Below are 25,958 nucleotides of genomic sequence, written 5' to 3'. Positions count from 1 at the left end.
AAGTAAGATTAACATACTGATTATATTAACTAATAATCAGTTATACACAGAAAAATGCAACATTATTATTGTTATTATTTATATATATATTATTTAGGTTATAAAGATGAATATACAAATCAACCGTGAAACTTTGTTAAAGCCATTAACATCAGTGACAAGTATTGTAGAAAAAAGACATACATTACCTATACTTTCTAATTTGTTATTAGAAGCGAAGCAAAATAAGATTCATCTCACAGCAACAGATTTAGAGATGCAAATATCGTTATCAATAGAAAGCGCTGCCACTGGTGATTTCTCTACTACTATTTCAGCAAAAAAATTACTGGATATCTGCAGATCGCTACCTGATAGTTCGGAAATTAATATGGCTACCAATGATAGCCGCATTACCTTAAAAGCCGGAAAAAGCCGATTTAACTTACAAACATTACCAGCTGCAGATTATCCTGTAATGACGAAAACTCAAGGTGAAAGCACCTTGGTTACGATAGGTCAGCGTCAATTAAAAGACTTGTTAAAGCAAGTTGAATTCGCAATGGCGCAACAGGATATTCGTTATTATTTAAACGGTTTATTATTTGAAGTAACAGCCAATCGTTTAAATATTGTTGGTACTGATGGACATCGTTTAAGTTTTACTTCTACAGAATTAAAACAAAACTATGAAAAACAAGATGTTATCTTGCCCCGTAAAACTGTGATTGAACTAATTAAATTATTAGATGATAGTGAAGAAGATGTGCAAATAGAATTAGCGAGTAATCAGGTTAATTTTAGTTTTAATAATTTTAAACTGATATCTAAAGTCATTGATGGTAAATTTCCTGATTACAATCGTGTAATCCCTACAGGACATCAAAATTCATTTACTACTGATAGAGTAGGCGTGTTACTAGCAATGCAGCGCGCGTCAATTTTATCAAATGAAAAATATCGTGGAATTCGCATGGTATTAAGTAATAATAATTTGAAATTAATCAGCACAAATAGTGACCAGGAAGAAGCTGAGGAAGAGTTAGAAGTAATCTACAGCGGCGATAACTTGGATATTGGTTTTAATGTTACTTATCTGATTGATGTACTCAATAATACTAATAGCGAACAAGCGACTTTCTCTTTTGCAGATGCAAATAGTAGTTGTTTAATTACAGTGCCTAATAATACAGATTATAAATATGTAGTCATGCCAATGCGTATATAGTTAAATAATTATTGCTTAACCCGTTTCACGTGAAACAACACAACTAAACCCAATATTTACTTTTACAAAGATAATAAGCATGGCTGAAAATGAAGCAGTATCACAAGATTACGATTCATCAAGTATTAAAATTCTTGAAGGATTAGATGCGGTACGAAAACGCCCAGGGATGTATATCGGCGATACATCTGATGGTTCTGGTTTACATCATATGGTATTTGAGGTACTTGATAACGCGATTGATGAAGCGTTAGCAGGACATTGTAATGATATTAAAGTTACTATTCATTTAGATAACTCAATTAGTGTTTCTGACAATGGACGGGGAATTCCAACGGATATTAAAGAAGATGATAAGCATGAACCTAAGCGTTCTGCAGCAGAAATTGTAATGACCGAGTTGCATGCAGGAGGTAAGTTCGACCAGAATTCTTATAAAGTATCTGGTGGTTTGCATGGTGTGGGTGTATCGGTAGTAAATGCTTTATCAGATTGGTTACGACTCAAAATATACCGCAATGGTCAGGTACATCAAATGGAGTTTCAGCGAGGTGTCGCTGTGGCTCCATTGGTAAAAACAGGCACAACGGAAAAAAAAGGAACCGAAGTTCATTTTTTAGCATCTGTCGAAACATTTGTTTTAGTGGAATATCATTTTGAAATATTAGCCAAACGTATTCGCGAGTTGTCTTTTCTTAATAATGGCGTAAAAATCGAGTTAATTGATCAGCGTAATGGTAAAAGTGAAAACTTTGCTTACTCTGGCGGAATTAAAGGTTTTGTGGAGTATATGAACCGCAGTAAAACTGTGCTTCATCCCAAAACTTTTTATGCTATGGGTGAAAAAGATGGCATGACCATTGAAGTGGCAATGCAATGGAATGATTCATATACTGAAACTGTGCAATGCTTTACTAATAATATTCCACAACGTGATGGTGGAACACATTTAACGGGTTTACGCACTGCTATGACCCGTACACTAAATCAGTATATAGAGCAAAGTGACGTAGCTAAAAAAGCCAAAGTAGAAACAACAGGTGATGATATGCGCGAAGGTATTTGCTGCGTGTTATCAGTTAAAGTGCCTGATCCAAAATTCTCATCTCAAACCAAAGATAAATTGGTTTCAAGTGAGGTGCAGCCAGTGGTTTCTGAAGTAGTTTCAGCTAAACTTACAGAGTTCTTACAAGAAAACCCGGCAGATGCAAAAATTATTATTGGTAAAATAGTTGATGCAGCACGTGCGCGCGAAGCAGCACGAAAAGCGCGTGAAATTACACGACGTAAAGGTGTAATGGACACTATGGGTTTACCCGGTAAATTGGCTGATTGCCAAGAGCGCGACCCGGCAAAATGCGAAATTTATCTGGTTGAGGGTGACTCTGCGGGTGGTTCAGCTAAACAAGGTCGTGACCGTAAGTTTCAAGCGATTCTGCCATTAAAAGGCAAGATTTTAAACGTAGAAAAAGCGCGTTTTGATAAGTTATTAGGCTCGCAGGAAATTGCAACACTCATTACCGCGCTTGGTACAAGTATAGGTAAAGCAGATTTTAATGCGGAAAAACTACGTTATCACCGCATTATCATCATGACTGATGCGGATGTCGATGGTGCTCATATCCGTACATTGTTGCTTACATTCTTTTACCGCCAGATGACAGAACTTGTAGAGCGTGGCCATATTTATATTGCCCAACCACCGCTTTATAAAGTGAAACAAGGTAAAGATGAACGTTATTTAAAAGATCAGCAAGAGTTAGATCAATATTTACTGCAATCTGCACTTAAAGGTGCGGAATTAATCACCAAAACAGGCGAAGAAGCTATTACTGGTGCGCCATTGGCTGAAATTGCAAAACAAATGGTACTCACAGAAGCTGTAATACGCAGAATTTCTTCGCTTTATGATGAAAGTGTGTTGCGTGCGATGCAGGATTTAGGTGAACTGAGTTTGGGTTCTAAAGAAACCACAGAAGAGGCCGCCGAAAAATTGCGCCCAATACTAGGCGCAATTGGTAGTGAAGTGATTGTAGGCTTTGATCAGGAGGCGGGTGCGCATCGTTTAGAAATTAATAAATATGTACATGGTAACTTACAGTGTTGTGTCATTGATGCGGAGTTTCTAGGTTCAGGCGACTACCGACAAATCAGCAAAATGTCCGTAATTTTACAGGGCTTGCTAGGCGAGGGTGCATTGATCAAACGCGGAGAAAAAGAGCAGGCTGTTACTACTTTTAAAGAAGCGTTGGATTGGTTGCTGGGTGAAGCTAAACATAATCTTAATGTTCAACGCTATAAAGGTCTGGGCGAAATGAACCCATCCCAATTGTGGGAAACCACGATGGATCCAACTGTGCGTCGCTTGCTTAAAGTGCAGATAGATGACGCGATTGCTGCAGATGAAATTTTCACCACACTGATGGGCGACCAAGTGGAACCCCGAAGAGCATTCATTGAAAGTAATGCTTTGGGTGTTGGTAATTTGGATATTTAATATTTGTCTGAACATTTCAATATTATTATTATCGGTGCAGGCCCTAGTGGGCTGTCGGCAGCCTTACGTGCGGCGCAGCAAAATGTTTCTTATCTGCTACTAGAAGCAGAACAAGCACCAGCCAGCACTATTCGAAATTATCAGCGTGGCAAGTTAGTCATGTCAGAGCCGAGGGGCTTGCCAATTCGTAGCCCGCTACCTTTTACAGCTTCGTTGCGTGAAACCGTACTTGAAAACTGGGAAAAAACCATTGCCGATAGCAATGTTAATGTACGTTACGAATCCAAGGTGGTTAGTTTAAAGCGCGGCAAAAAATGGCTTGAAATTGCGCTGGCAGATGGTGAAAAACTAACGGCAGAGCATGTGGTTTTGGCAATTGGTGTGCAAGGCAATTTGCGCAAGCTTGATATTCCTGGCGGTGACCTTCCTCAAATCCAATACCAACTAGACGATCCACAAGCTTATCAAGATGAAACTATCGTTGTCATCGGCGGTGGAGATAGCGGCGTGGAAAATGCATTGGCACTGACTGAACGCAATCAGGTTATCATCCTTAACCGAGCAGAGGACTTTAGTAATTGTAAGGATAGTAATCTTAGTCAATTGACTGATGCCAGAAAAAAGGGCGCACTGGACTGGTTATTAGAAACAAGGCCGCAATCCATAGAGACGAATGCCAAAGGAGAGTATCCAATTACGGTGTTTGCCAACACACCCAACGGCATCGAACGTATTCCTTGTCATCGGGTGATTGCACGGTTAGGTGCACTGCCACCACGGCCTGTATTGGAGGGTTTCGGTGTTAGCTTTCCAACAACTGATTTGGAAGCGCTTCCGCTACTTTCTTCACATTATGAATCGAACGTGCCTGGTCTTTATATTATAGGGTCATTGGCAGGTTATCCCTTAATTAAGCAGGGCATTAATCAGGGTTATGAGGTCATTGAATACATTTTGGGTAACCCCGTTGAGCCTGCTGATACAACTTTGCTTAGGGAAAAGTTTGCCAGTTTCTGTTCAGATCGTGGTGTTGATGACGTATTAGAAAAAATCCGCAAGAGCGTTCCGCTATTGGCAATGCTTAATACCCTGCAACTACGTGAATTGGTTCTGGAAAGTAATATCTTGTTATCTTGGCCGGGAGATTACATCTTTAAGCGTAACGATTACAGCACAACCTTCTTTTTTGTGGTTGAAGGAGAGCTGGATGTGCTGATTGATGATGATGATGTGGCAGACGATACGCTAAAATCAGGGGATTTTTTTGGCGAAATGGCTCTCGTTTCTGGCCGTCGCCGCCCTGGAACTGTGCGCGCAAGGACTCAATGCGTTCTGATTGAAACCCCGCGCCGCGTGATGCAAAAGCTTATTGGCTCTGTCCCGTCTATGCGCCGTGTGCTTAATGAGGTTGCAATTAAGACGGTTGTGCAAATATGTATCGGCTTATCATTGAGCGAGGAAGATTTAAATGATTTGGCAAATAATGCCACGCTTAAGAGCTATGTTGCAGGCGAGGAGTTATTTCATGAGGGCGATCAGGCTGATGGGCTTTACCTGATTCAAAGTGGTTCAGTCACAGTTTCACGCATGATAGGCGGTAGGGAAGTTGTACTGTTTTATGTGGCAGCAGGTAACTATGTAGGGGAAATGTCTTTAGTTTCTGGTGAGCCACGCTATGCGACGGTACGTGCAGCGATTGCAACAGAAGCGGTATTAATCGATGCAGGGCGGATGAGTGACATCATTGCGCGAAATCCTGAAATCCGCAGTGAGTTAGATGGTAGATATCTTCAGCACTTGCAAGATCAGGAACAGCGTCAGCAACAGGAGGTAATGTTCGATAGTAGCGGAGCTTCTGGAAGTCCGTCCACACCATCTAATCTGATTTCATTTCTAATTCAACAGGGCGTAGGTGAAGCCACTGATGTATTGCTGATAGATGAATCACTATGCGTGCGCTGTAATTACTGTGAAGAGGCCTGTGCCAATACTCACGGTGGAGCAACACGATTAGATCGTGATGCGGGCCCCATTTTTGCAAATATTCGAGTACCGACTTCTTGCCGACATTGCGAACATCCACACTGTATGAAAGATTGTCCGCCTGACGCTATTCATCGCGCACCACATGGTGAAGTATACATTGATGATAGTTGTATTGGGTGTGGCAACTGCCAGCAAAACTGTCCATATGACGTAATTCAGATGGCAGTGATACACGACCAGCCAGAACGTAGTCTTTGGCAGATTTTACTTGGCATTCAGCCAAAAGCACTGCCAGTAGTCGATGGCGCCAAGGTAGCGGTTAAGTGTGACATGTGCAAGGATATTATTGATGGCCCGGTTTGCGTGCGTGCCTGCCCCGTGGGCGCGGCATTACGGGTGAACCCGGAAGAGCTTTTAAGTTACGCTGGTGGAAAATCAGGCGAAGCTGCTTTATTGGGTTCGGGCGAGAGTTAACGGAAGCAAAACGATGCAGCACAGCAATATTTTCGACTACAAAAAATACCGCTACTTCAAATTGGCCGTCATCGTCATTTTGATAGCCTTTGCAGCCTACCTGTTATTTGAGCCGGCTGTTGGTCATTATGGCGGCAGCTGGTTAGGCTATGGCCTAGGCACATTATCAGCCATTATGGTGTTATGGATGGCATGGTATGGCGTGCGTAAACGTCGCTACCGCAGCCGTGGCGCTACACAGGGCTGGTTATCGGCGCATATTTACCTTGGTACCGCGATGACTGTTATCGTCACTCTGCACAGTGGATTTCACTTCGGCATTAACATTCATACACTCGCTTATGGCCTCTTGTTGATTGTAGTAACCAGTGGTTTTTTCGGTAATTATGCTTATATGATTTATCCGCGCCTAATGACCGAAAACATGGGTGAGGATAGCTTGGACGGTCTACTATTGCGTATAGCAGAAACGGATAAGTTGGCGCGTCAAATTGCGTTATTGATGCCAGATGACATCAATAACGCAGTGGCTCGCGCGTGCCGTGAAACTTATATCGGCATTAGTTTATTAGAGCAACTTAGAGGCTTTCAAGCAGATTGCCCATCAGCACAGGCAGTGCAGCAACTGACAGTATTAGGCAATGATCTGTCTCTGGAACAGCGAAAATTATATCGCGATCTGTATTCCATTATGGTCCGACGTGAATCGCTAGTAAAGCGGGTGCGGCAAGATTTAATGTACCGCGCAAGGCTAGGATTTTGGCTGTATTTTCACGTTCCCTTTACTGTCGCACTGTTAGTAGCGATGCTGGCACACATACTTGCTGTATTTTTTTATTGGTAAGTCATGATTAATTGTCTTTTAATCAAGGTTTCATATAACTCCCGTGGTGTGCTGTCACGGAGTTATCGTACGCTAACGGCAGAAGAGATTACAATTGGTCGCGGGGCGGAGTGCACGATACATCTGCCAGACCCGCGTCTAGCCATGCATCATGCCGTCATTAAGCGTTTGGATGACGGCCAGATACATTTGATGGCGGTAAATGGTGAGCTGGAAGTGGAAGGTGCAATTTTAAAGAACATTGCGCTAACAAACGGCAAGCAGGTCATGATAGGGCCTTATCAGTTAAAGGTAGAACCAGCACCGCCTGATGTCAATATAACAGTTTCTCTGGTATTGGTGCATCGCTTACCAGATGACTTTCAAGATCTTAAAGCAAGAACACACGAACCACTGCGCGGCGCTTCAGCGTTTAAACGGCGGCTATCACTTTGGATGGTCGCGTTCATCGCACTTGTGTTCTTAGCATTGCCACTGGCACAAAATTTGATTCCAAAGCTTCATGATGCCATGGCAGAGTTACCTGCTGGCTTCGATAGAGTATGGAGCCCGGGGCATATTTCCAACTCACATCGACATTTTGGTTCACAATGTTTCAATTGTCATGAAGTGTTAACTCAAAAGGTTACTGACCAGGCTTGCGTAAATTGTCATCAGAATACAGAGCCTCACATTGCTGATCCTGCTTTGCATAAAAACGTTTTTAAATCGACCAGCCTGTTTTCTGATGGCATTCGCTGTGCTGAATGTCATCGAGAACATAAAGCGCCGTACCCGTTAGCCCGTCAAGATAATGCTATGTGTGTGAAGTGTCACGGTAACATTAAAGCGGCAGATGCTAAAACGACACTACCAAATATTCAAGACTTCGACCATGACCATCCAGACTTTAAACTGACATTTATAACAGGTGCCACAGAAAAAGATTTTGAACGTATTCCACAAACCGAAACAACACGCTTGATAGAGAAGTCCGGACTAAAATTCCCGCATGATCAGCATTTCGGTAAAGTGCAAGGGCCAAACGGTATATTGGATGTGCGTGAGCTGTCATGCGCTAATTGCCATCATTCAGAAGGTAAAGAAATGCGTTTTAAAGCGGTATCTTTTAAGCGCGACTGCTTCGATTGTCACAAAAACCAGCTTGAAGTTGGCTCATCCGAAGCTAAATTAAGCGTACCGCATGGTGCCGAGCAGAATGTCATTAATACACTTAAGGTTCAGGCGCCCAAGGAAATGTTACATTATTCCGAATCACTGAAAGTTGGTGGCTGCGCGTACTGTCATGAAGTAGTAGAAACTAAAAAAGAGGATGCCTTGCCTTGGCGCGTCGCACCGTTGCACATCAATCAAGACTGGTTTAGAAAAGCTCACTTCAATCATGCCTCGCATCGTACTCAGCAATGCCAATCATGTCATCAGGTAGAAGCATCAGAAAGTAGTGAGGATGTAGCTATGCCAGATCGAAAATCTTGCTTGCGTTGTCATTCTGGTAACAGTCCTAAACCCAAGCGTATCGCTAGTAGTTGCATGACTTGTCACAGCTTCCATAGCTCTCATGCGGCACACGATGGAGCTTTACCTAAAAAATGACGACTTAAATATGGCAGTAAAGCGATTTAAGGCAACATAATTTTAAAGACATCATAATTAGAGACCTTTGCAAAAGTGTTTAGTGTGGATAAAGTACAAGGCGCACGGAACACAGAAACCGAGATAGTACGCGGTGTACAGCGAGGTTGCGAGTACCGCGCAACGCAGTAATTTGCCGCAATAAACACTTTTGCAAAGGTCTCAATTAGCATTGTTTAAAAGTATTCATTAATATGCTGATTACCTTGAAGTCTAATCAATCAGGGTGTCACAGAAGTTTTGTTAGATTAATTAACACTCTAAAATTGGCATTAAAATGTAATGAATATCAGTGCTTCTAAACGTAGATTTAAGGCTACTTACTAAATTTTTTAAATCTACAATATTGGCATGCATCATGAACTGAACGCGTTGTTGTCTACCAGTCACTTGTTCAACAATGCTGAGTGTTGCGGCATCACCACGAACCGTGCCGTGGCCATTCACTTTGCTGCTGGTAAAGCCTGAAATTTCTGCTTGTTGCAGTAATGCATCTACCAAGCTTTCTTCTAGGCTTGGCGGCACAATTAAAATCAAAAGACCTTGCGCTTCTATATTTTGCGTCATTATGTCGCTCCTACTTAAAAAATCTTCTATAAAATATGGGTAGCAACACAAGCGTTAACGCGGTGGAGGAAACCAGGCCACCAATCACAACAATCGCCAGTGGCTTTTGAATTTCAGAGCCGGGTCCCGTAGCAAATAAAAGTGGAATTAGGCCAAAGGCGGCAATGCTTGCAGTCATTAATACAGGTCTTAATCGGCGTTTTGCGCCTTCAACCACGATACTTAGTTTATCCATGCCCTGCGCTTCCAGCAGGTTAAAGTAGCTGACCATGACTACACCATTAAGTACAGCGATACCCAGCAGTGCAATAAAGCCGACTGAGGCAGGCACGGAGAGGTATTCACCTGAAATCCATAGACCAAATACACCACCTATCATAGCGAACGGGATGTTGGAAAGAATAAGCAGGGATTGTTTAATGGAGCCAAAAGTAGCGAATAGCAGTAAGAAAATCAAGCCAATAGCCACAGGTACCACAATGGCTAAACGTGCCGCTGCGCGTTGTTGATTTTCAAACTGACCGCCTAATTTAATTGAATAGCCTTCACCCAGTTTTACCTCGGTGTTGATGCGTTGCTTGACCTCGTCCACAAAACTTACTAAATCACGGTCACGGATATTGGCCGTAACTACAACCATGCGCACACCACGCTCTCTATCTACTTTTACCGGACCTTCTTCACGCACTATTTTAGCCACAGCTGAAAGTGGAACGTTAGTACCATTAGCTAACGTTAGCATTAAATTACCAAAGTCTGAAGGGGACGAGCGCAAGTCTTCACTGCCTCGAAGTAGTACGGGTGTACGTTTTTGACCTTCCTGTACAATACCCATTTGCTTACCTTCAAGCTGGGCAAGCAAGATGTTTTCAATCTCGGCAATGCTTAACCCAAGTCTGCCAGCCGCGACACGGTCTATTTTAATTTGTAGATATTGAACACCGCTATTTTGCGGCGTATAAACGTCTTGACTGCCTTTAATAGACTCTAAAATATGGATGATTTGCTGCGCTTTGGCATCAAGTGCGGTTAAATCAGGGCCAAATATTTTAATGGCTAAATCACCGCGTACGCCTAAAATCATTTCGTTCACACGCATGTCAATTGGTTGTGTGAAGCTGTAGTCTAAGCCAGGCATTTGCGCCATGACTTTGCGTAGCTCGTCGATTAACTCCTCTTTGGTTTTCATGCGCCATTCACTTGATGGCTTCAAAATCAAAAAGTTATCAGTCTGATTTAAACCCATAGGGTCTAAGCCAAGTTCATCTGAGCCAACTCTGGAAAAAACACCTTTCACTTCAGGCACCTGGCTTAAAATAGCGCGCTGCACATTCATATCAGTGAGCAAACTTTGCTGCAGATTGATTGATGGCAGCTTTTCGACTCCAATAATAATGTCGCCTTCATCCATGGTAGGCATAAAGGTTTTACCAATTTGCGTGTAAGCAACGCCGGTAATTGCCAGCAGAACAAACGCACCAATCACGATAATTTTGGCATGATCTAAAGACCATTTGAGTATAGGTTCGTAAACGCTTAATGCTTTTCTAACTAACCAAGGTTCTTTATGGCTCACTTCTTTGAGCAAAAATGAAGCCAGCACAGGGATGACAGTCAGTGATAAAAATAGCGAACCTGCCAGTGCGAACATGATGGTGAGTGCAACTGGTGTGAACAGTTTGCCTTCAAGACCCTGCAAGGTGAGTAGCGGTAAAAATACCGTAATAATGATTAACACCCCAGCAGTAACGGGAACGCTGACTTCGCGCACGGCACGGTAGATAATATGCATTCTGGGCAGAGAGCCTGCTTTTTTCGTATCTGCAAGGTGCGAAACTATGTTCTCAACCACAACCACGGCTGCATCAACCAGCATACCAATGGCAATAGTTAAGCCTCCCAAACTCATTAAATTGGCTGACATGCCAAAATAACGCATGAGTAAAAAGGTAAACAAGGCGGACAACGGTAGTATGAAGGCAATGGTCAGCGCAGCCCTAAAGTTACCCAAAAATAATACGAGCAATATCAGCACTAATACTACGGCCTCCAATAATGCTTTAGTGACGGTATGAACCGCACGCTCTACTAAATTACCTCGGTCATAAAAAACATGAATATTGGTACCTTTTGGCAAGCTGGGTGCAATTTCAGCGAGCTTGGCTTTTACCCCTTCCACCAACTTCTGCGCATTGGCACCACGTAAACCTAGCACCAAACCTTCTACCACTTCACCTTTGCCATTACTGGTCACAGCGCCGTAGCGCGTAAGTGAGCCTACGCGCACATCAGCAATATCAGCAATTTTGACTGACATGCCTTGCTCGCTGCGCACTATGGTATTTTGCACGTCTTCTATGGTTTTAAAACCACCTTCAGCACGCACTAACAATGAACCTTCACCATCATTTAGCCGGCCAGCGCCACCGTTACGATTATTATTTTCCAGCACGTTTTGCAATGTATCAATCGCCACGCCTCGTGCATACATGCGTGAATTGTCTGGCACAATTTCAAAACTGCGTACTAAGCCACCTAAAGCATTCACATCGGCAACGCCTGGTACAGTGCGCAACTGTGGTCGAATCACCCAGTCAAGTAAGCTACGTTTTTCTTGCAAACTAAGCGTATCGTTTTCCACCGTGAACATGAACATTTCGCCCAAAGGCGTGGTTAATGGCGCCATGCCGCCTGAAATATCAGCGGGCAAGTTCCCCCATACTGCATTCAAGCGTTCGGCTACCTGCTGACGCGCCCAGTAAATATCGGTGCCATCTTCAAAATCCACGGTGATATCTGTCAGCGCATATTTAGCCACAGCACGCAGGCCAGCCTGATGAGGTATGCCTAGCATTTCAACTTCAATGGGTGCAGTAATGCGCGCTTCAACTTCCTCTGGTGTCATGCCAGGTGCTTTGATGATGATTTTTACTTGAGTAGAAGACACATCAGGGAAGGCGTCAATTGGTAATGATTGGTAAGCCAGAGTGCCAGCCGCTGCCAATCCAAGCGTGAGAATCAGCATGAGCAAGCGCTGCGTCAGCGCAAATTGTATGAGTTTAGCTAACATTATTTGCCACCCTTATTCCGAACCAAGGCCTAACCAAGCCCCTTTAATCGCAGCAATGCCTGTGACAGCAATTTTTTCATTGCCATTAAATTTAGCATCCACTATTGCCTCATCACCCTGCTCTGAAATGACTTTTACTTTTAGCGGACTAAACCCAGCCTTTGTTTGTACAAACACGACGGCCTCCGCGCCCTGCCTTGCAAGAGCTGATTTTGGTACGCTAAAGTGTTGCACTTGCCCACCAAGGCTAATTTCAGCCTCTACAATCTGCCCTGGTGATAGTTTTTCAGCACCGTTGGTGATTTCTGCACGTAAATGCAAGGTTTGATCAGCTTTATTCACACTACGTATCACTGCGATCAATTTACCGCTTGCCTGTAATTTAGGTACTTGCACAGGCATGCCTTCTTTTACAAACGGCAAACCTTCAAGTGGAGCATGAATTTCAAGCCAAAGCGGGTTTAATTTGGCTATTCTATACAGCGGCATCGCCACTTCAATACGCTGACCACTTGTCACCATTTGCTCTAATATTTGACCATCCATGGGGGCTGTGATGTTAATGCTACTGCTCATGCCAGAACTTGGGCTTAACTTACTGATAGCGGCATCACTCATGCCCGCCAAGCGCAAAGCTTGCCTACGCTGAGCTAATGAAGCGCTGGTTTCCTCATGCGTACTTTCTGTTTCTAAATAACGGCGCTGCGGAATAATGCCATCTTTTAATAGCGAGGCATCTCGAGATAAACTTTTTGCCGCCAGTTTTTTTTGTGTCTGCGCTTGCAGGTAATCTCGCTGCAAGTTCAATAAATCCGGGCTAATTAAATGGGCAATCAATTGTCCTTTTTTAACACTTTGCCCCGCAGCCACGTAGAGCTGGTCTAACAGGCCAGACTGTGGTGCGCTCACTACACGCTCTTGCCCGACAGGCACCACGATTTCTGCAGGAAAGCGGCGGCTACTCAGCACTGTATTTTTACCTACTGTGGTTACGCTAACGCCTAAACTTTGTTGTTGGGCCTTAGTGATTACTACATCGGTCATCAGCACATCTGCAGCCCGCGCATTGCCTATGAAAGCAAAAAGGGCGACGATTGGTAAAACGACTTTAAATGAAACATAAATCATGGAAGTGCTCCTACAGCTTGGTTATAGCGGGCGATATCCCACTGCAATTGAATTTCTCGAGTAGTAAAGGCACGTTCCGCCTCGTAAGTTAGTGCTTGCACACGCATTAAACTTACCAGATCAGATTCGCCTAATTGAAAAGACTTTTCCGCTAAAGTAACGCTTTCTTTAGCAATTTCATATTGTTTACTCGCTATAGCAAGCTCTGCTCGGCTCACACTTAAATTATGCTCTGCTTCATGCATCATTGTTTCCAGAGCATTTCTCAGTGTTTCCCGCTCGGTCAGTGCGTTACCAACCCCCAGCTCCGCAGCAGCTTTAATAGGCGCTGCACGTGAGTCACCCCCAAACGGAATACGTACTTTTACGCCAACGCTCTCATTTGACATATTATCGAAAGCGCCTTTTGTACTGCGCATATTGAATAGCACTTGTAAATTTTCATGGCTTTCCACTTGTGCCAAATCACGCTCGGTTTCCGCCAACCCCACTTTAGATTGTGCTTCAGCCCAAATAGACGACTGACTGTAATCTTCTAAAGCCGATTGCTTCTCTTCAAAGTTAGCAGGGATTTCGCGCAACCCAGTGAGTAGATAATAGCGATGGCGTGCATGCATTAACTCAGCTTCTGCGCGAAGTTGTTCTTTCTTGGCGCGTAATGTTTCCTGTTGCGCGAGCATGGCATCTGTTTTGGCAGATTCTCCCGCTTGGTAGCGTTTTTCAACGTCTTGCTGTAATTTGCTTGCGACAGCTAATTTATTTGAAGTCAGCGCAACATTATTGTTATTAATGGCAATATCCCAAACGGCGTCGCGTAATAAGCCCGCTACATGTAGTTTCAAACTTTCACGATTCGCGCTCACGCTAGATTGCGTTGCATCCGCCACTTTTAAACGGTTGTTACGCTGATTCGGCAGCCATACCGGCACTTCCAAATCTGCTTGCCATTCGCGTTCTCCTCGGCCGCTGCCCAGCACATCATTTTGATGCCCCAAGCTAATTGCTGGCGCAGCAGGCAACATAGAATTTGCAATTATTTTTTTAGCATTGAGTACGGATTCTCGCGACTGCAACGTGGACTGCATAGGATTACGGGCGATGGTCTTTTCTAAGACATCACGCAATTGCAAATTTGAGTTTACTTTTAATTCATCAAGATGATTATTGTCTGGTTGCGTAAGTTCCTCGCCAAATACCAGCATAGGAGATAACAACAGAACAATCAGGGCGACATTTAATTTATTGCGCATGAAAAACTCTCTATTAACAATAGGTATGCAGGATAGCCGGCTTAGCTTAAGGATATCTTAAGATTAGAGACCGCTTAATATAGCAGTTTAAAAATTAAATCTTTGCACTCACTTTTAATAAATATAATGAGTGCGGTTTTTAATTTTCTACAGATGAAGAAAGCACCCGTTTAGCCAAATTTTGTAATTAAAATTCAACCATATCAAATTCAGCTTTAGTTACGCCACATTCAGGACATGCCCAATCTGCAGGCACATCTTCCCAGCTTGTCCCAGGCATAATGCCATCTTCAGGCCAGCCTTTTTCTTCTTCATATACAAAACCACATACCGCGCATTGCCACATTTTCATCATTTTTCCAGTTCGATAATTTAAGTGTTAATTTGGTTATTTTAGAATTGGTGTTAATTGTTTATTTTAGTTAGGTTGAAAGCTTACCTTGAATAGAATAAATAAAAAAGTCTGCCCCAATTTATCACTTCGGGGCAGACTCAGTAATGACTTAGCAAATAATAACTTAGCCAGTTATGCCTAACGCCTGTGTCCCACAAAGCGTCCTTGCAATTTTCAGTGATTATTTCAGATCAAAACGATCTGCATTCATCACTTTAGTCCAGGCTTTTACAAAGTCTTTAACAAACTTCTCTTTAGCATCATCTTGTGCATACACTTCAGCATAAGAACGAAGAATAGAATTTGAACCAATCACCAAGTCGATTCTAGTCGCCGTCCACTTCACTGCACCTGTCTTACGATCACAAATCTCATATAGGTTATTGCCTTTTGGTCTCCATGTGTAACGCATATCAGTTAAATTGACAAAGAAGTCGTTGCTTAACACGCCCTCGCGATCCGTGAATACGCCATGCTTAGTGTCACCATGATTTGTGCCAAGCACACGCATGCCACCGACTAAAGCCGTCATCTCATGCGCAGTCAAGCCCATCAACTGCGTACGATCCAGCATTAACTCTTCTGCTGATACGGCATAATCTTTCTTTAGCCAGTTGCGATAACCATCATGAGTCGGCTCAAGTACAGCAAAAGAGTCTGCATCAGTCATTTCATCACTTGCATCACCGCGACCAGGTGCAAATGGAACAGTGATATTCACCCCTGCATCACAAGCGGCTTTTTCTACTGCGGCTGTACCGCCAAGCACAATCAGGTCAGCAATACTCACTTTCTTACTCAGACTCGCTTGAATGTTTTCAAGCATGCCAAGCACTTTTTGCAATCTTGCCGGCTCGTTGCCTTCCCAGTCCTTCTGCGGGGTTAAGCGAATACGTGCACCATTAGCGCCACCGCGATAGTCAGAACCACGGAAAGTACGTGCACTATCCCAAGCAGTAGCGACTAGTTCTGATACGGTCAAACCACTATTCAAGATTTTGGTTTTTAGTTCTGCAATCTCCACATCACTTAAAGTGTAATCGGCTTCAGGAACTGGATCTTGCCAAATAAGATCTTCTTTCGGAACATCCGCGCCAAGATAACGAGCCTTAGGACCTAGGTCACGATGCGTTAATTTAAACCACGCACGCGCAAACACTTCAGAGAAATACGCTGGATTTTTGTAGAAACGTTCAGAAATTTCTCTATAGACTGGATCCTTAACCATTGCCATATCAGCATCTGTCATGATGGGATTGTAGCGAATAGAAGGGTCTTCGACATCAACAGGCTTGTCTTCTTCTTTAATGTTGATGGGTTCATACTGCCATGCACCTGCAGGGCTTTTTTTCAATTCCCAATTGTAAGTGAAAAGAAGATAGAAGTAGCCGTTATCCCATTTGGTTGGGTGGGTAGTCCAAGCACCCTCAATACCGCTTGAAACAGTATCGCGACCCACGCCTTTACCATTTGGATTGTGCCAACCAAAGCCTTGCTCATTGACGTCTGCGGCCTCAGGATTCGCCCCAAGCTTACTCGCATCACCATTGCCGTGGCATTTACCAAGGGTGTGGCCTCCAGCAGCTAGTGCAACTGTTTCCTCATCGTTCATCGCCATGCGGGCGAAAGTTATACGAACGTCTTCAGCGGTTCTCAATGGGTTTGGTTGACCATCTACCCCTTCAGGGTTCACGTAGATAAGACCCATTTGCACGGCTGCGAGCGGGTTCTCTAGCGTTTCACGCACACCCTCATCATAACGACTTGAATTGCCAAGCCATTCTTTTTCAGCGCCCCAGTAAATATCTTTTTCTGGATGCCAGATATCTGCACGACCGCCAGCAAAGCCGAAGGTTTTTAATCCCGCAGATTCGTACGCAATCGTGCCAGCTAGAACAATCAAATCTGCCCAAGAGAGTTTGTTGCCATATTTCTTTTTGATTGGCCAAAGTAAGCGGCGTGCTTTATCAAGGTTCACGTTATCTGGCCAGCTATTAAGCGGTGCAAAACGTTGGTTACCAGTGCCAGCACCACCACGGCCATCTGCAATACGGTATGTACCTGCTGCATGCCATGCCATACGCACCATTAAACCACCATAGTTTCCCCAATCGGCAGGCCACCATTCTTGACTGTCCGTCATCAAGGTTTTTAAATCATTTTTAACTGCTGTTAAATCTAGCTTTTTGAATTCCTCAGCGTAATTAAAATCTTCACCCAATGGGTTTGTTTTGCTGTCGTGCTGGTGCAGAATATCTAGATTAAGCGCATTGGGCCACCAATCCGTATTTGAATTGCTTGAAACGGTATTGCCGCCGTGCATGACTGGACACTTTCCAGTCGAAGAAGTTGGTTTATTTTCCATGGTAAAACTCCTTTATCATTTTAGTAAGTAACTTACATTTTGATTCAATCGTCATAATTATTTCCTTTTGCAGTATGAAGTTAAGGGCCAATACTTGTTGTCTATTGCACATCGTTCAATCAAGAAAATTTTAATATTAAAAAGTGGATAAAAATTTGTTAATTAATGATTCATTAGTTATTTGCAGCATAGTTAGCCAGTAGTTCAATCAGCTCTTGGCAGGTAGTTGCAATCATTTTGTTAATCATGTTGTACTCCTTGAGTATTCATCATTTTCGATGCCAGAGGATCATTTTAGAGCGGATAAATCAATTTGTATAATTGTATGTTTTGATGTAGTTGATAAATTAAATTTATCAATGTATGATTAAGCAAATCATTTAACGTTAATTTATATGAGCCTCACAGAATTAAAATTTATAGTAGCGGTAGCGCAAGAGCGTAACTTTAGACGAGCGGCTGAAAAATGTTTTGTTTCTCAGCCTGCACTAAGTTTGGCAATCAAAAAGCTGGAAGAAGAGTTGAAAGTCATCATTTTTGAACGTAGCCGCACCGATGTCAGCATGACAGAAATTGGCGCAAAAATAGTAGAACAAGCCTCAAAAGTGTTGGAAGAAACTTCGCTCATTAAGCAAATAGCAGAGCTTGGTAAAAACCAGCTTAAAGGCACATTGAAACTTGGCATGATTCATTCTGTCGGCCCATACCTATTGCCAGAGATTATTCCAATTTTGCGAAAAATAGCGCCTGATATGCCCCTAGAGGTGGAAGAGAACCTGACGGCTAATTTGGAAGCGCAGCTACGAAACGGCGTGATAGATGTTGCAATTATTGCGCTGCCATTTGAAGTGCCAGGCCTACAATATCGAGCCTTGTATGACGAGGAGTTTGATGTAGTGGTACCTTGCCAGCATCACTGGGCGCAACGAAAATCCATCAGGCCAGAAGAGTTATCAGAAGAAAAAGTGTTGTTACTTAATAGCGGTCATTGCTTTAGTAACCAAGTGACGCAAGCCTGCCCGGAGTTATCTCGTAAAGGTGAGGTATTGCAGGGCAATTCGTTAGAAACTATACGCAATATGGTGGCATCAAATTTGGGTATTACTGTACTGCCTTGTTCGGCTACAGCAGAGCGGTATAACAATCCGCTCATTAAAGTAATCCCGTTCATAAGTCCAGCACCCACTAGGCGCATCGCGATTGCATGGCGTAAAAGCTTTGTGAGGTTAGAAGCGGTAGAAAAAATTGCTGAGGCGATTAAAGCGATTAATTCGGATTTTATGCATTTGATTCATTAGTACGTAGATGGCAGTAAAAATCAAAAGGACGCTGTAATATTGGCAGTAAAAACTAAAAAAGGCGCATTAAGCGCCTTTTTACTTGCTATCAGCTAAATATTAGCGATTGCAAACGTACATTGTAACTTCGAAACCAAAACGCATTTCAGTAGCTGCTGGTGTTGTCCACATGATAAATCTCCTGTAAGTTGATTAATTAAGTCATACACAATCTATGACTTAGATAATACAGAGCCGTTGCAAAAGCAAGCTATGTAAACCAATTAAAGAAGGCTAATGATTTTCATTAGATTATCACGCCTGCTAACAGAAAAGCGCTTAAGACCATTAGCAAAGGTTTTTAGTAGTGGACCGCTATGCGATAGCCGGCAACGGATTCACCTGTGGCCGTAATTGCGAGCTTCACTTTAACTTCAGCGCCGCCGGCTAAGCCATTTGCAATATCAGTATGTTCGGGCAGATATTCTTTAGGTTTGAATGTGCGTCTTAATTTAGGTTTATCATTAATATCCGTAAGTGTCAGCTCAATATTGGGATAAGCTTGGCTGAAGTTGGCTTGATTGATTAAGGTGCTGGATAAATGAATCAAGCCAGCGTAATCTGCATCTTCTTGCATATCCGAATCATCAATGATGATAAATTCAATTTCTTTAGGTAAATCAACACTGCAAGCAATTTTTTGACACGCAAGCGCAAGATACGGTTTGAGATTTGGGTAATAAAGCGCAATTTCTGTGCGAAAAAAATAAATACTCTGCGCAATCGCTGCAAGCAATAAAACCAATGCAAACAGGCTTTTTAGCCAGCTGAGAAGGGTGTTTTTCGATTCATTTTTTTTATCGTCAACGTTAAAATATGTAGATTGGCTATCCTGAAGCAAGGCTTTATTTACAATGTCGTCAGCTTCACTGGCTAGGGATTTGCTTGGTGGTTCAGTAGCGGCCTTGCTTAATTCATATTCAGAAGCTGCAGTTTGAATTTCTGTTTCATCATCATTTACAGCATTTAAATCAGTCTTGGTATAATCTTCTAAATCAACCAGCTCTTTGGTTGCATCAAATACATTAAAGCACTGGCCACAACGCACTTTGCCATTATGTTGGCTAAGCTGTTCATCCGTAACAATAAATTGCGTGTTGCAAGAAGGGCAGTTGGTAATGTGGGTCATTTTTTAGTGCCGGTGAGCAACACCCATGAATCCATTATTTGTGGCGCTTGCATATTAAACCATTCTGCATAAATTGCAGAAACGTCAGAAGCTTGCTCTTTTAATATGCCGGAAAGCGCAATTTTACCACCCGATTTGCATGATTTTGCCAGTGCTGGCGCCAATACACTGAGTGCGCTAGATAGAATATTTGCGACAACAATATCAAATTCACGTGTTTGATATTTACTTGCATGATAAAACTCAGCTATTACGCTGTTTTGCTCGGCGTTGTAAACGCTGGATTGAATCGCTTGTGCGTCAATATCAGTACCCACAACGCTTGAAGCGCCTAGTTTTTTTGCTGCAATCGCTAAAATACCCGAACCGCAACCGTAATCTAATACGGTGTCTTGCGCAGAGACTGTTTGTGTGAGCCAAGCCAGGCATAGATGGGTGGTAGGGTGGCTCCCAGTACCAAAGGCTAGGCCTGGGTCAAGTACAATATTAATCGCGTCTGCATTCGGTGCGCTGTGCCATGTAGGCACTATCCATAAATGATCGTTAATTTTAATGGGTTCAAATTGCGACTGTGTTGCGCGCACCCAATCTTGCTCCTGGATAATTTCAGTGGTGTATTGCAGGTTGTGTAATTTGGTTTGTTGTTGCAAATCCGCCATTACTTTTACAACATCTATGCCTTCATCAAACAGGGCGCTGACTAAGTTTTGTTGCCAAATACCCGGTGGCGGGTCGCCAGGCTCGCCAAAAATCGGCTGCTCATCAAGCGTGTCTGCGTTGGCATCTTCAATAATTGCAGACAGTGCACCTTGCGTCATGAGCGTATCGCTAATTAAATCAGCAGTGTTGTCTTGTGCTTCAATTTTTAACGATACCCAAGCCATGCAAAACCTAACTTACTTATGATGATAATTTTAAACAATTATTTATTGTAGATGCCAAGTTTCTGTTCTAGGTAGTGAATACTAGTACCACCTAAATGAAAAGCGGCGTCTGCCATTAAATCTGCATGCAGTGCCACATTAGTACTGATGCCACCTATCATCATTTCAGATAATGCAATACGCATACGTGCAATTGCCTGGTCACGCGTATCTCCATAGGTGATAAGTTTACCTATCATGGAATCATAGTGCGGTGGAACCGTGTATCCTGCATAAGCATGTGTATCAATGCGAACCCCTGGGCCACCTGGCATATGGAACGTGGTAATTTTCCCCGGGGATGGTACAAAGCTGTAGGGGTCTTCTGCATTTAGGCGGCATTCAATGGCATGTCCTTTAAGCACAACGTCTTTTTGGCGGAATTTAAGTTTCTCACCAGCCGCCACAAAAATTTGCTGTTGCACTAAATCGATACCGGTAATCATTTCTGTTACCGTATGTTCGACTTGCAAGCGGGTATTCATTTCAATGAAATAAAATTCATTATTTTCATATAAAAATTCAAACGTACCTGCACCACGATATTTAATTTTACGGCAAGCTTCAGCACAACGTTCACCAATTTTGTCGCGTAATCTGGTGTTTAACAGTGGTGCCGGCGCTTCCTCAATGATTTTTTGATGACGTCGTTGCATAGAGCAATCACGCTCGCCTAAAAACACTGCATTGCCATGTTGATCAGCTAATACTTGAATTTCAATATGGCGTGGTTTTTCCAGATATTTTTCCATGTAAACCACTGGGTTACCAAATGCGGCTTGTGCTTCAGCTTTGGTCATATTCACCGATGCGATTAACGCGGCTTCAGTGTGCACCACGCGCATACCTCGGCCGCCGCCGCCGCCAGCTGCTTTGATAATGACCGGATAACCTACTTGTTTAGCAGTTTTAATGATTTCAGCTGGGTCGTCAGAAAGCGCGCCTTCTGAACCTGGCACACAAGGTACTCCCGCTTTTTTCATTGCATCTTTGGCAGACACTTTGTCACCCATCAAGCGAATCGTTTCAGCGCGTGGGCCAATAAATACAAAGCCGCTTTGTTCTACGCGTTCCGCAAAATCTGCGTTTTCTGATAAAAAGCCATAACCTGGGTGTATCGCTTGCGCGTCTGTGACTTCAGCAGCGCTGATGACAGCAGGAATATTCAGGTAGCTTTGGCCTGAAGGCGCAGGGCCGATACACACAGACTCATCTGCTAATTTTACATATTTGGCTTCACGGTCAGCTTCAGAGTGTACAGCAACCGTTCTGATACCAAGTTCGCGACATGCACGCTGTACGCGCAGAGCGATTTCGCCTCGGTTAGCGATTAAGATTTTGTCGAACATAGCCATGTTAATAAATCCTGTTTTTATAAATTATTAGGCAATAATAAAGAGAGGTTCGCCGTATTCAACCGCTAGGCCATTATCGACTAAGATTTTCTTAACGACACCAGCTTTGTCTGATTCAATCTCATTTAATAATTTCATCGCTTCAATAATACAAAGTGTGTCGCCTACTGCAACGGTGTCGCCTACTTCAACAAATGCTTTTGAATCAGGAGAAGACGAACGATAAAACGTACCTACCATCGGGGATTTAACGGCATGGCCTTCTTCAACCACAGGCGCTTCTGCTATCGCTGTTGGTGCCTGCGGTGCTTGTGATTGAGGTGCAGCTGCATATTGAGCAGGCGCATAATTAGCATAATGCTGCTGAGCAGGTGTGCTAGAAGTAAAGTTGCGGCTAATACGTACCGTTTCACCTTCTTCTGTCAGTTCAAGTTCAGCGATACCTGATTCTTCAACAAGATCGATTAGTTTTTTAAGTTTGCGTAAGTCCATAATACCCTCTGAAATTCTAGGAAAATTTTAGTTAATAACGATATTAATTGCTAAGAATGATTGATATGCCGAATTGCGTAATCAAGCGCCAGCGAATAGCCATGTGCACCTAGCCCGCTAATTACACCAACAGCAATATCAGAAAAATAAGAATGATGTCTAAACGCTTCACGTGCATAAACATTAGATAAATGCACTTCAATAAATGGTACTTTAACGGCAGATAAAGCATCGCGCATGGCAACCGATGTATGCGTATAAGCTGCGGGGTTGATGATGACAAAATCTACTTTTTTTGTTGCAATAGCTTGAATTTTAGTGACAAGATCAGCTTCGGCGTTACTTTGAAAAGCTTCTAATTCTACGCCCGCCAGTTTTGCATTATCTGACAGCGTTTGATTGATGGAAGCTAGCGTGGCATTACCATAATGCTCTGGTTCACGTAAGCCCAATAAATTCAGGTTGGGGCCATGTAGTACTAAAATGGATTTAGCAGCCATGTTCAACCAATTTTTTGAACGATTTAGAATGTAAATTACTGTAACTCATAAGCGCAAGTTTGCCGAAGTTAGCAGGATTTGTCCAGCGACATTAGTATATTTGAACGAAATTAGCTTAGTTTAACTAATTTAGACTAGCTAATTTAAGTGTTTGATTGTTGCCTTAAGTGAATCTTTATAAATGATGCATAATTAATGCGCTAATAATTTATCTAGACTGGACGCTAAGAGCGGTTTATTGATGCGGCCAAAATAAGCATTAGCCACAGTGCCATCTATATTGATGATAACAGTGTATGGCAGCACACCTTTATCATTACCTAGATGGCTGGCAAGCGCCATCCCTTCGTTTTCATCTGCAAGTAATGGGTAGCTTACGGGAGTGGCATCTGAAAACTCTTTGACCAGACTTAACTCATCAATCGCCATACCCAATACCACGACATTTTTATTTTTATATTCTGTATGTAACTCAGAAAGTTCGGGCATTTCCTCGCGGCAAGGAGGACACCAGGTAGCCCAAAAATTAAGCACAATAATTTTACCCTTATATTGACTTAAACTTTGGCTCACACCATGCTCATTGGGCAGTTTTGCGGCAAAAAATTCTTGGGTAGAAAGTGTGCTGTAATCAGTTTTCAGGTTCTTAAGTGCAGCATTCGGGCTTAAAAAATAATAGTAAATGGCAAAACCAAGGCTTAACATGATGGCGAGATAGCCAATGTTCAAAAGGATTTTTTTTAACATTGTACGGTCGAATCTTCGCTTGATTTTGGTGCGACGATGCAGCTATCGCGCTTAGATAGCGTAGCGCTAAAGCGGTCTGCATTTTGAAAACCTACGGTTTTTAATGTCGTCATTTCCTGACCATGACCATTAAAAAAAGCAATGCCTGGAGGGCCGTATAAGCCAAAGCGTTTTAACAGGGCTTTGTCTTCATCAGTATTGGCAGTGACATCTACTTGTAGCAGCATTGTGTTTCGCAGTTGCTGCTGAACTTTCGGGTCGCTAAACGTCAAGTCTTCAAGTTCCTTGCATGCTACACACCAGTCTGCGTAAAAGTCCAGCATTACAGGCTGGCCATTAGTTTCGGCTAATTTTTTCTCTAGTTCAGCAATGCTTGCAATACGCGTAAAGGCGAGTGATGGTGTATTTTTAGACTGATTTCCTGAAGCAATTGAAAAGTTATTTAAAGGTTGTAAGGCTGATTTTGAGCCAGAAAGTGCGCCAATGAGCAAAGCTACGCCAAATATCAAAACGATAACAGCGACACCTTTCCATAATTTTGCATAGTTACTTGCATGCGCAGGCAGGTTATCAAGTGCATTGTGATAAACCGCAGTGACTATCAGTAAAATAGCCCATAGCGCCAGTTGAATGCTTGCTGGAATGATTGGAGAAATGAGCCAGATAGCCATGCCCAGCATTAACACGCCAAAGAAGTTGCGCACGGCATTCATCCAGTTACCCGTTTTGGGCAACAAGCTGCCTGCAGATGCGCCTATGAGCAACAAAGGCATACCCATGCCAATAGCGAGCGCAAACAAGCCGACGCCACCCAATAATACATTATGTGTCTGGCCTATATAAATAAGCGCACCGGCAAGTGGTGCCGCTACACATGGGCTGACAATCAATGCGGATAAAGCACCCATCACAAATACACCTAAAAACTGCCCACCTTTTAGCTTGTTGCTGGTGTTCAGCATTTTGTCTTCAAAACTTTGCGGGAGTTTTAGCTCATAAAATCCGAACATAGAAAACGCTAATAATATAAATATAAAGGCTGTAGCGCCAAGCACCCAGGCGTTTTGTAGTGACTGGCTGATTAAATCGCCAGATAGACCAGCAGCAATGCCAGCCAGGGTGTAACTTAAGGCCATGCCTAATACATAGGCTACCGATAAGCCAAATGCATGTAATCTGGAAGGCCTGACTTGCTTACTTTGGCTACCTACAATAATGCTTGATAAAATCGGTATCATTGGCAACACGCAAGGTGTGAGTGAAAGCAGCAAGCCTGCTACAAAAAACCCTGCAATCACTAACCATAAATTACCAGATTTCAACACTTGCATGGTGGCGTCAGTATCATTATCGCTGGCTATTACTGGGGCGGCATTAACATTTTCTTGATTATTAATGGCGGTTAAATCAACAGTAAAAGATTTCTTAATGGGCGCATAGCACAAACCTTTTTCGCTACAGCCTTGGTAGCTGGCATCAATGACTACCTGATTATTGTTGGCAGTGTTAAGCTTAATGTTGGCATTAAAATCATGGTGATACACTTCTTGTTTGCCAAAATTAGGGTCCTCTTTAATTTCACCTGCTGGCAAAGTGAGTTCAGACACTTTAACTAAGGCAGGAGATTGAACTACTAATTTGATGCGCTCTCTATATAAGTAATATCCAGGGGCTACGGTAAAGTTGGCCTTAATATTTTGAGCGTCTATGGCGCTTAATTCTAATTTGAACGCTGCATCTGGTGATAAATACTCATTATCACTGCTATCGAATAGTGCGTTAGCAATAGTGCTTTGCTTGGCTTCGCCAGCGTGGACGTGAGTTAAAAAACCAAAAGTAACCACTGCAAAAAGGCTGCAAGCCAGATTTTTAAGAAATGTATTTTTCACTATTTTTCACCAATTTCCACTGAGGCATTTTCATGGATTCTTACAACTTTAAAGATACAATTTAATAATTTACGTGATTGTAATTACAATCGCTTGTATTTTACTAGCGCCGTCTCCATCACTATAGATAACAAATTGTCATGATACGTTCAATACCAATTGCAATACACTG

At 42.8% G+C, this 25,958-nt stretch carries 20 protein-coding genes; 6 read left to right on the top strand and 14 right to left on the bottom strand.

Annotated elements, in window-relative coordinates:
* Positions 1-106: 106 nt before the first annotated feature.
* From dnaN to Q8J82_RS12490, 5 genes are all read left to right on the top strand, one after another.
* Positions 107-1,207, top strand: coding sequence for a DNA polymerase III subunit beta (gene dnaN / locus Q8J82_RS12510; protein WP_304890628.1), 1,101 nt, complete (start codon positions 107-109; stop codon positions 1,205-1,207).
* A gap of 79 nt (positions 1,208-1,286) precedes the next feature.
* Positions 1,287-3,704 carry a DNA topoisomerase (ATP-hydrolyzing) subunit B gene (gene gyrB / locus Q8J82_RS12505; RefSeq protein WP_304890627.1) on the top strand — a complete coding sequence of 806 codons (2,418 nt, stop codon included), beginning with the start codon at positions 1,287-1,289 and terminating at the stop codon, positions 3,702-3,704.
* 3 nt (positions 3,705-3,707) lie between these two features.
* Positions 3,708-6,164, top strand: coding sequence for a cyclic nucleotide-binding domain-containing protein (locus Q8J82_RS12500; protein ID WP_304890626.1), 2,457 nt, complete (start codon positions 3,708-3,710; stop codon positions 6,162-6,164).
* A gap of 13 nt (positions 6,165-6,177) precedes the next feature.
* A complete protein-coding gene (locus Q8J82_RS12495) occupies positions 6,178-7,008 on the top strand; it encodes a hypothetical protein (protein ID WP_304890625.1) in 831 nt (276 codons plus the stop codon).
* Positions 7,009-7,011: 3 nt separating this feature from the next.
* Positions 7,012-8,601 (top strand): cytochrome c3 family protein, encoded by a 1,590-nt coding sequence (locus Q8J82_RS12490; RefSeq protein WP_304890624.1) that lies wholly within the window; start codon positions 7,012-7,014, stop codon positions 8,599-8,601.
* Positions 8,602-8,892: 291 nt separating this feature from the next.
* On the opposite strand, the gene Q8J82_RS12485 is transcribed toward Q8J82_RS12490, so the two are convergent.
* From Q8J82_RS12485 to katG, 6 genes are all read right to left on the bottom strand, one after another.
* A complete protein-coding gene (locus tag Q8J82_RS12485; protein ID WP_304890683.1) occupies positions 8,893-9,207 on the bottom strand; it encodes a DUF3240 family protein in 315 nt (104 codons plus the stop codon).
* A 10-nt stretch (positions 9,208-9,217) separates the two neighbouring features.
* Positions 9,218-12,277, bottom strand: a complete 3,060-nt coding sequence (locus tag Q8J82_RS12480) for an efflux RND transporter permease subunit (protein WP_305328431.1) — start codon at positions 12,275-12,277, stop codon at positions 9,218-9,220.
* 12 nt (positions 12,278-12,289) lie between these two features.
* A complete protein-coding gene (locus Q8J82_RS12475) occupies positions 12,290-13,405 on the bottom strand; it encodes an efflux RND transporter periplasmic adaptor subunit (RefSeq protein ID WP_305326269.1) in 1,116 nt (371 codons plus the stop codon).
* Positions 13,402-14,655: a TolC family protein gene (locus tag Q8J82_RS12470; protein WP_304907948.1), complete on the bottom strand. Its 1,254-nt coding sequence runs from the start codon at positions 14,653-14,655 to the stop codon at positions 13,402-13,404. Before Q8J82_RS12470 ends, Q8J82_RS12475 begins: the two co-directional genes overlap by 4 nt.
* A gap of 187 nt (positions 14,656-14,842) precedes the next feature.
* Complete coding sequence (locus Q8J82_RS12465; protein ID WP_304891353.1) at positions 14,843-15,007, bottom strand: rubredoxin; 165 nt, start codon at positions 15,005-15,007, stop codon at positions 14,843-14,845.
* Between the two features lie 223 nt (positions 15,008-15,230).
* Complete coding sequence (gene katG, locus Q8J82_RS12460; RefSeq protein WP_304891354.1) at positions 15,231-17,414, bottom strand: catalase/peroxidase HPI; 2,184 nt, start codon at positions 17,412-17,414, stop codon at positions 15,231-15,233.
* A gap of 395 nt (positions 17,415-17,809) precedes the next feature.
* Between katG and Q8J82_RS12455 the strand changes: the two genes are divergently transcribed.
* Positions 17,810-18,712, top strand: coding sequence for a LysR substrate-binding domain-containing protein (locus tag Q8J82_RS12455; RefSeq protein WP_304891355.1), 903 nt, complete (start codon positions 17,810-17,812; stop codon positions 18,710-18,712).
* A gap of 99 nt (positions 18,713-18,811) precedes the next feature.
* On the opposite strand, the gene pqqA is transcribed toward Q8J82_RS12455, so the two are convergent.
* From pqqA to dsbD, 8 genes are all read right to left on the bottom strand, one after another.
* Positions 18,812-18,883, bottom strand: a complete 72-nt coding sequence (gene pqqA, locus Q8J82_RS12450; protein WP_123236554.1) for a pyrroloquinoline quinone precursor peptide PqqA — start codon at positions 18,881-18,883, stop codon at positions 18,812-18,814.
* A 169-nt stretch (positions 18,884-19,052) separates the two neighbouring features.
* Positions 19,053-19,880, bottom strand: a complete 828-nt coding sequence (locus tag Q8J82_RS12445; protein ID WP_305328430.1) for a zinc-ribbon and DUF3426 domain-containing protein — start codon at positions 19,878-19,880, stop codon at positions 19,053-19,055.
* Positions 19,877-20,764: a 50S ribosomal protein L11 methyltransferase gene (prmA, locus tag Q8J82_RS12440; protein ID WP_305328429.1), complete on the bottom strand. Its 888-nt coding sequence runs from the start codon at positions 20,762-20,764 to the stop codon at positions 19,877-19,879. The genes Q8J82_RS12445 and prmA overlap by 4 nt, the downstream gene beginning before the upstream one ends.
* Before the next feature lie 38 nt (positions 20,765-20,802).
* Positions 20,803-22,152, bottom strand: a complete 1,350-nt coding sequence (gene accC, locus Q8J82_RS12435; RefSeq protein ID WP_304891359.1) for an acetyl-CoA carboxylase biotin carboxylase subunit — start codon at positions 22,150-22,152, stop codon at positions 20,803-20,805.
* 33 nt (positions 22,153-22,185) lie between these two features.
* Positions 22,186-22,650: an acetyl-CoA carboxylase biotin carboxyl carrier protein gene (gene accB, locus Q8J82_RS12430; RefSeq protein ID WP_305328428.1), complete on the bottom strand. Its 465-nt coding sequence runs from the start codon at positions 22,648-22,650 to the stop codon at positions 22,186-22,188.
* Positions 22,651-22,700: 50 nt separating this feature from the next.
* A complete protein-coding gene (aroQ, locus tag Q8J82_RS12425) occupies positions 22,701-23,150 on the bottom strand; it encodes a type II 3-dehydroquinate dehydratase (RefSeq protein ID WP_305328427.1) in 450 nt (149 codons plus the stop codon).
* Positions 23,151-23,342: 192 nt separating this feature from the next.
* Positions 23,343-23,897, bottom strand: a complete 555-nt coding sequence (locus Q8J82_RS12420; RefSeq protein ID WP_305328426.1) for a TlpA disulfide reductase family protein — start codon at positions 23,895-23,897, stop codon at positions 23,343-23,345.
* Positions 23,891-25,786, bottom strand: coding sequence for a protein-disulfide reductase DsbD (dsbD, locus tag Q8J82_RS12415; protein WP_305328425.1), 1,896 nt, complete (start codon positions 25,784-25,786; stop codon positions 23,891-23,893). Before dsbD ends, Q8J82_RS12420 begins: the two co-directional genes overlap by 7 nt.
* Positions 25,787-25,958 lie beyond the last annotated feature (172 nt).

The sequence above is a fragment of the Methylotenera sp. genome, from assembly GCF_030684185.1.
Classification (GTDB): Bacteria; Pseudomonadota; Gammaproteobacteria; order Burkholderiales; family Methylophilaceae; genus Methylotenera.
Note: the sequence above shows the minus strand (reverse complement) of the source record. Positions and strands in the feature narration are given on the sequence as shown.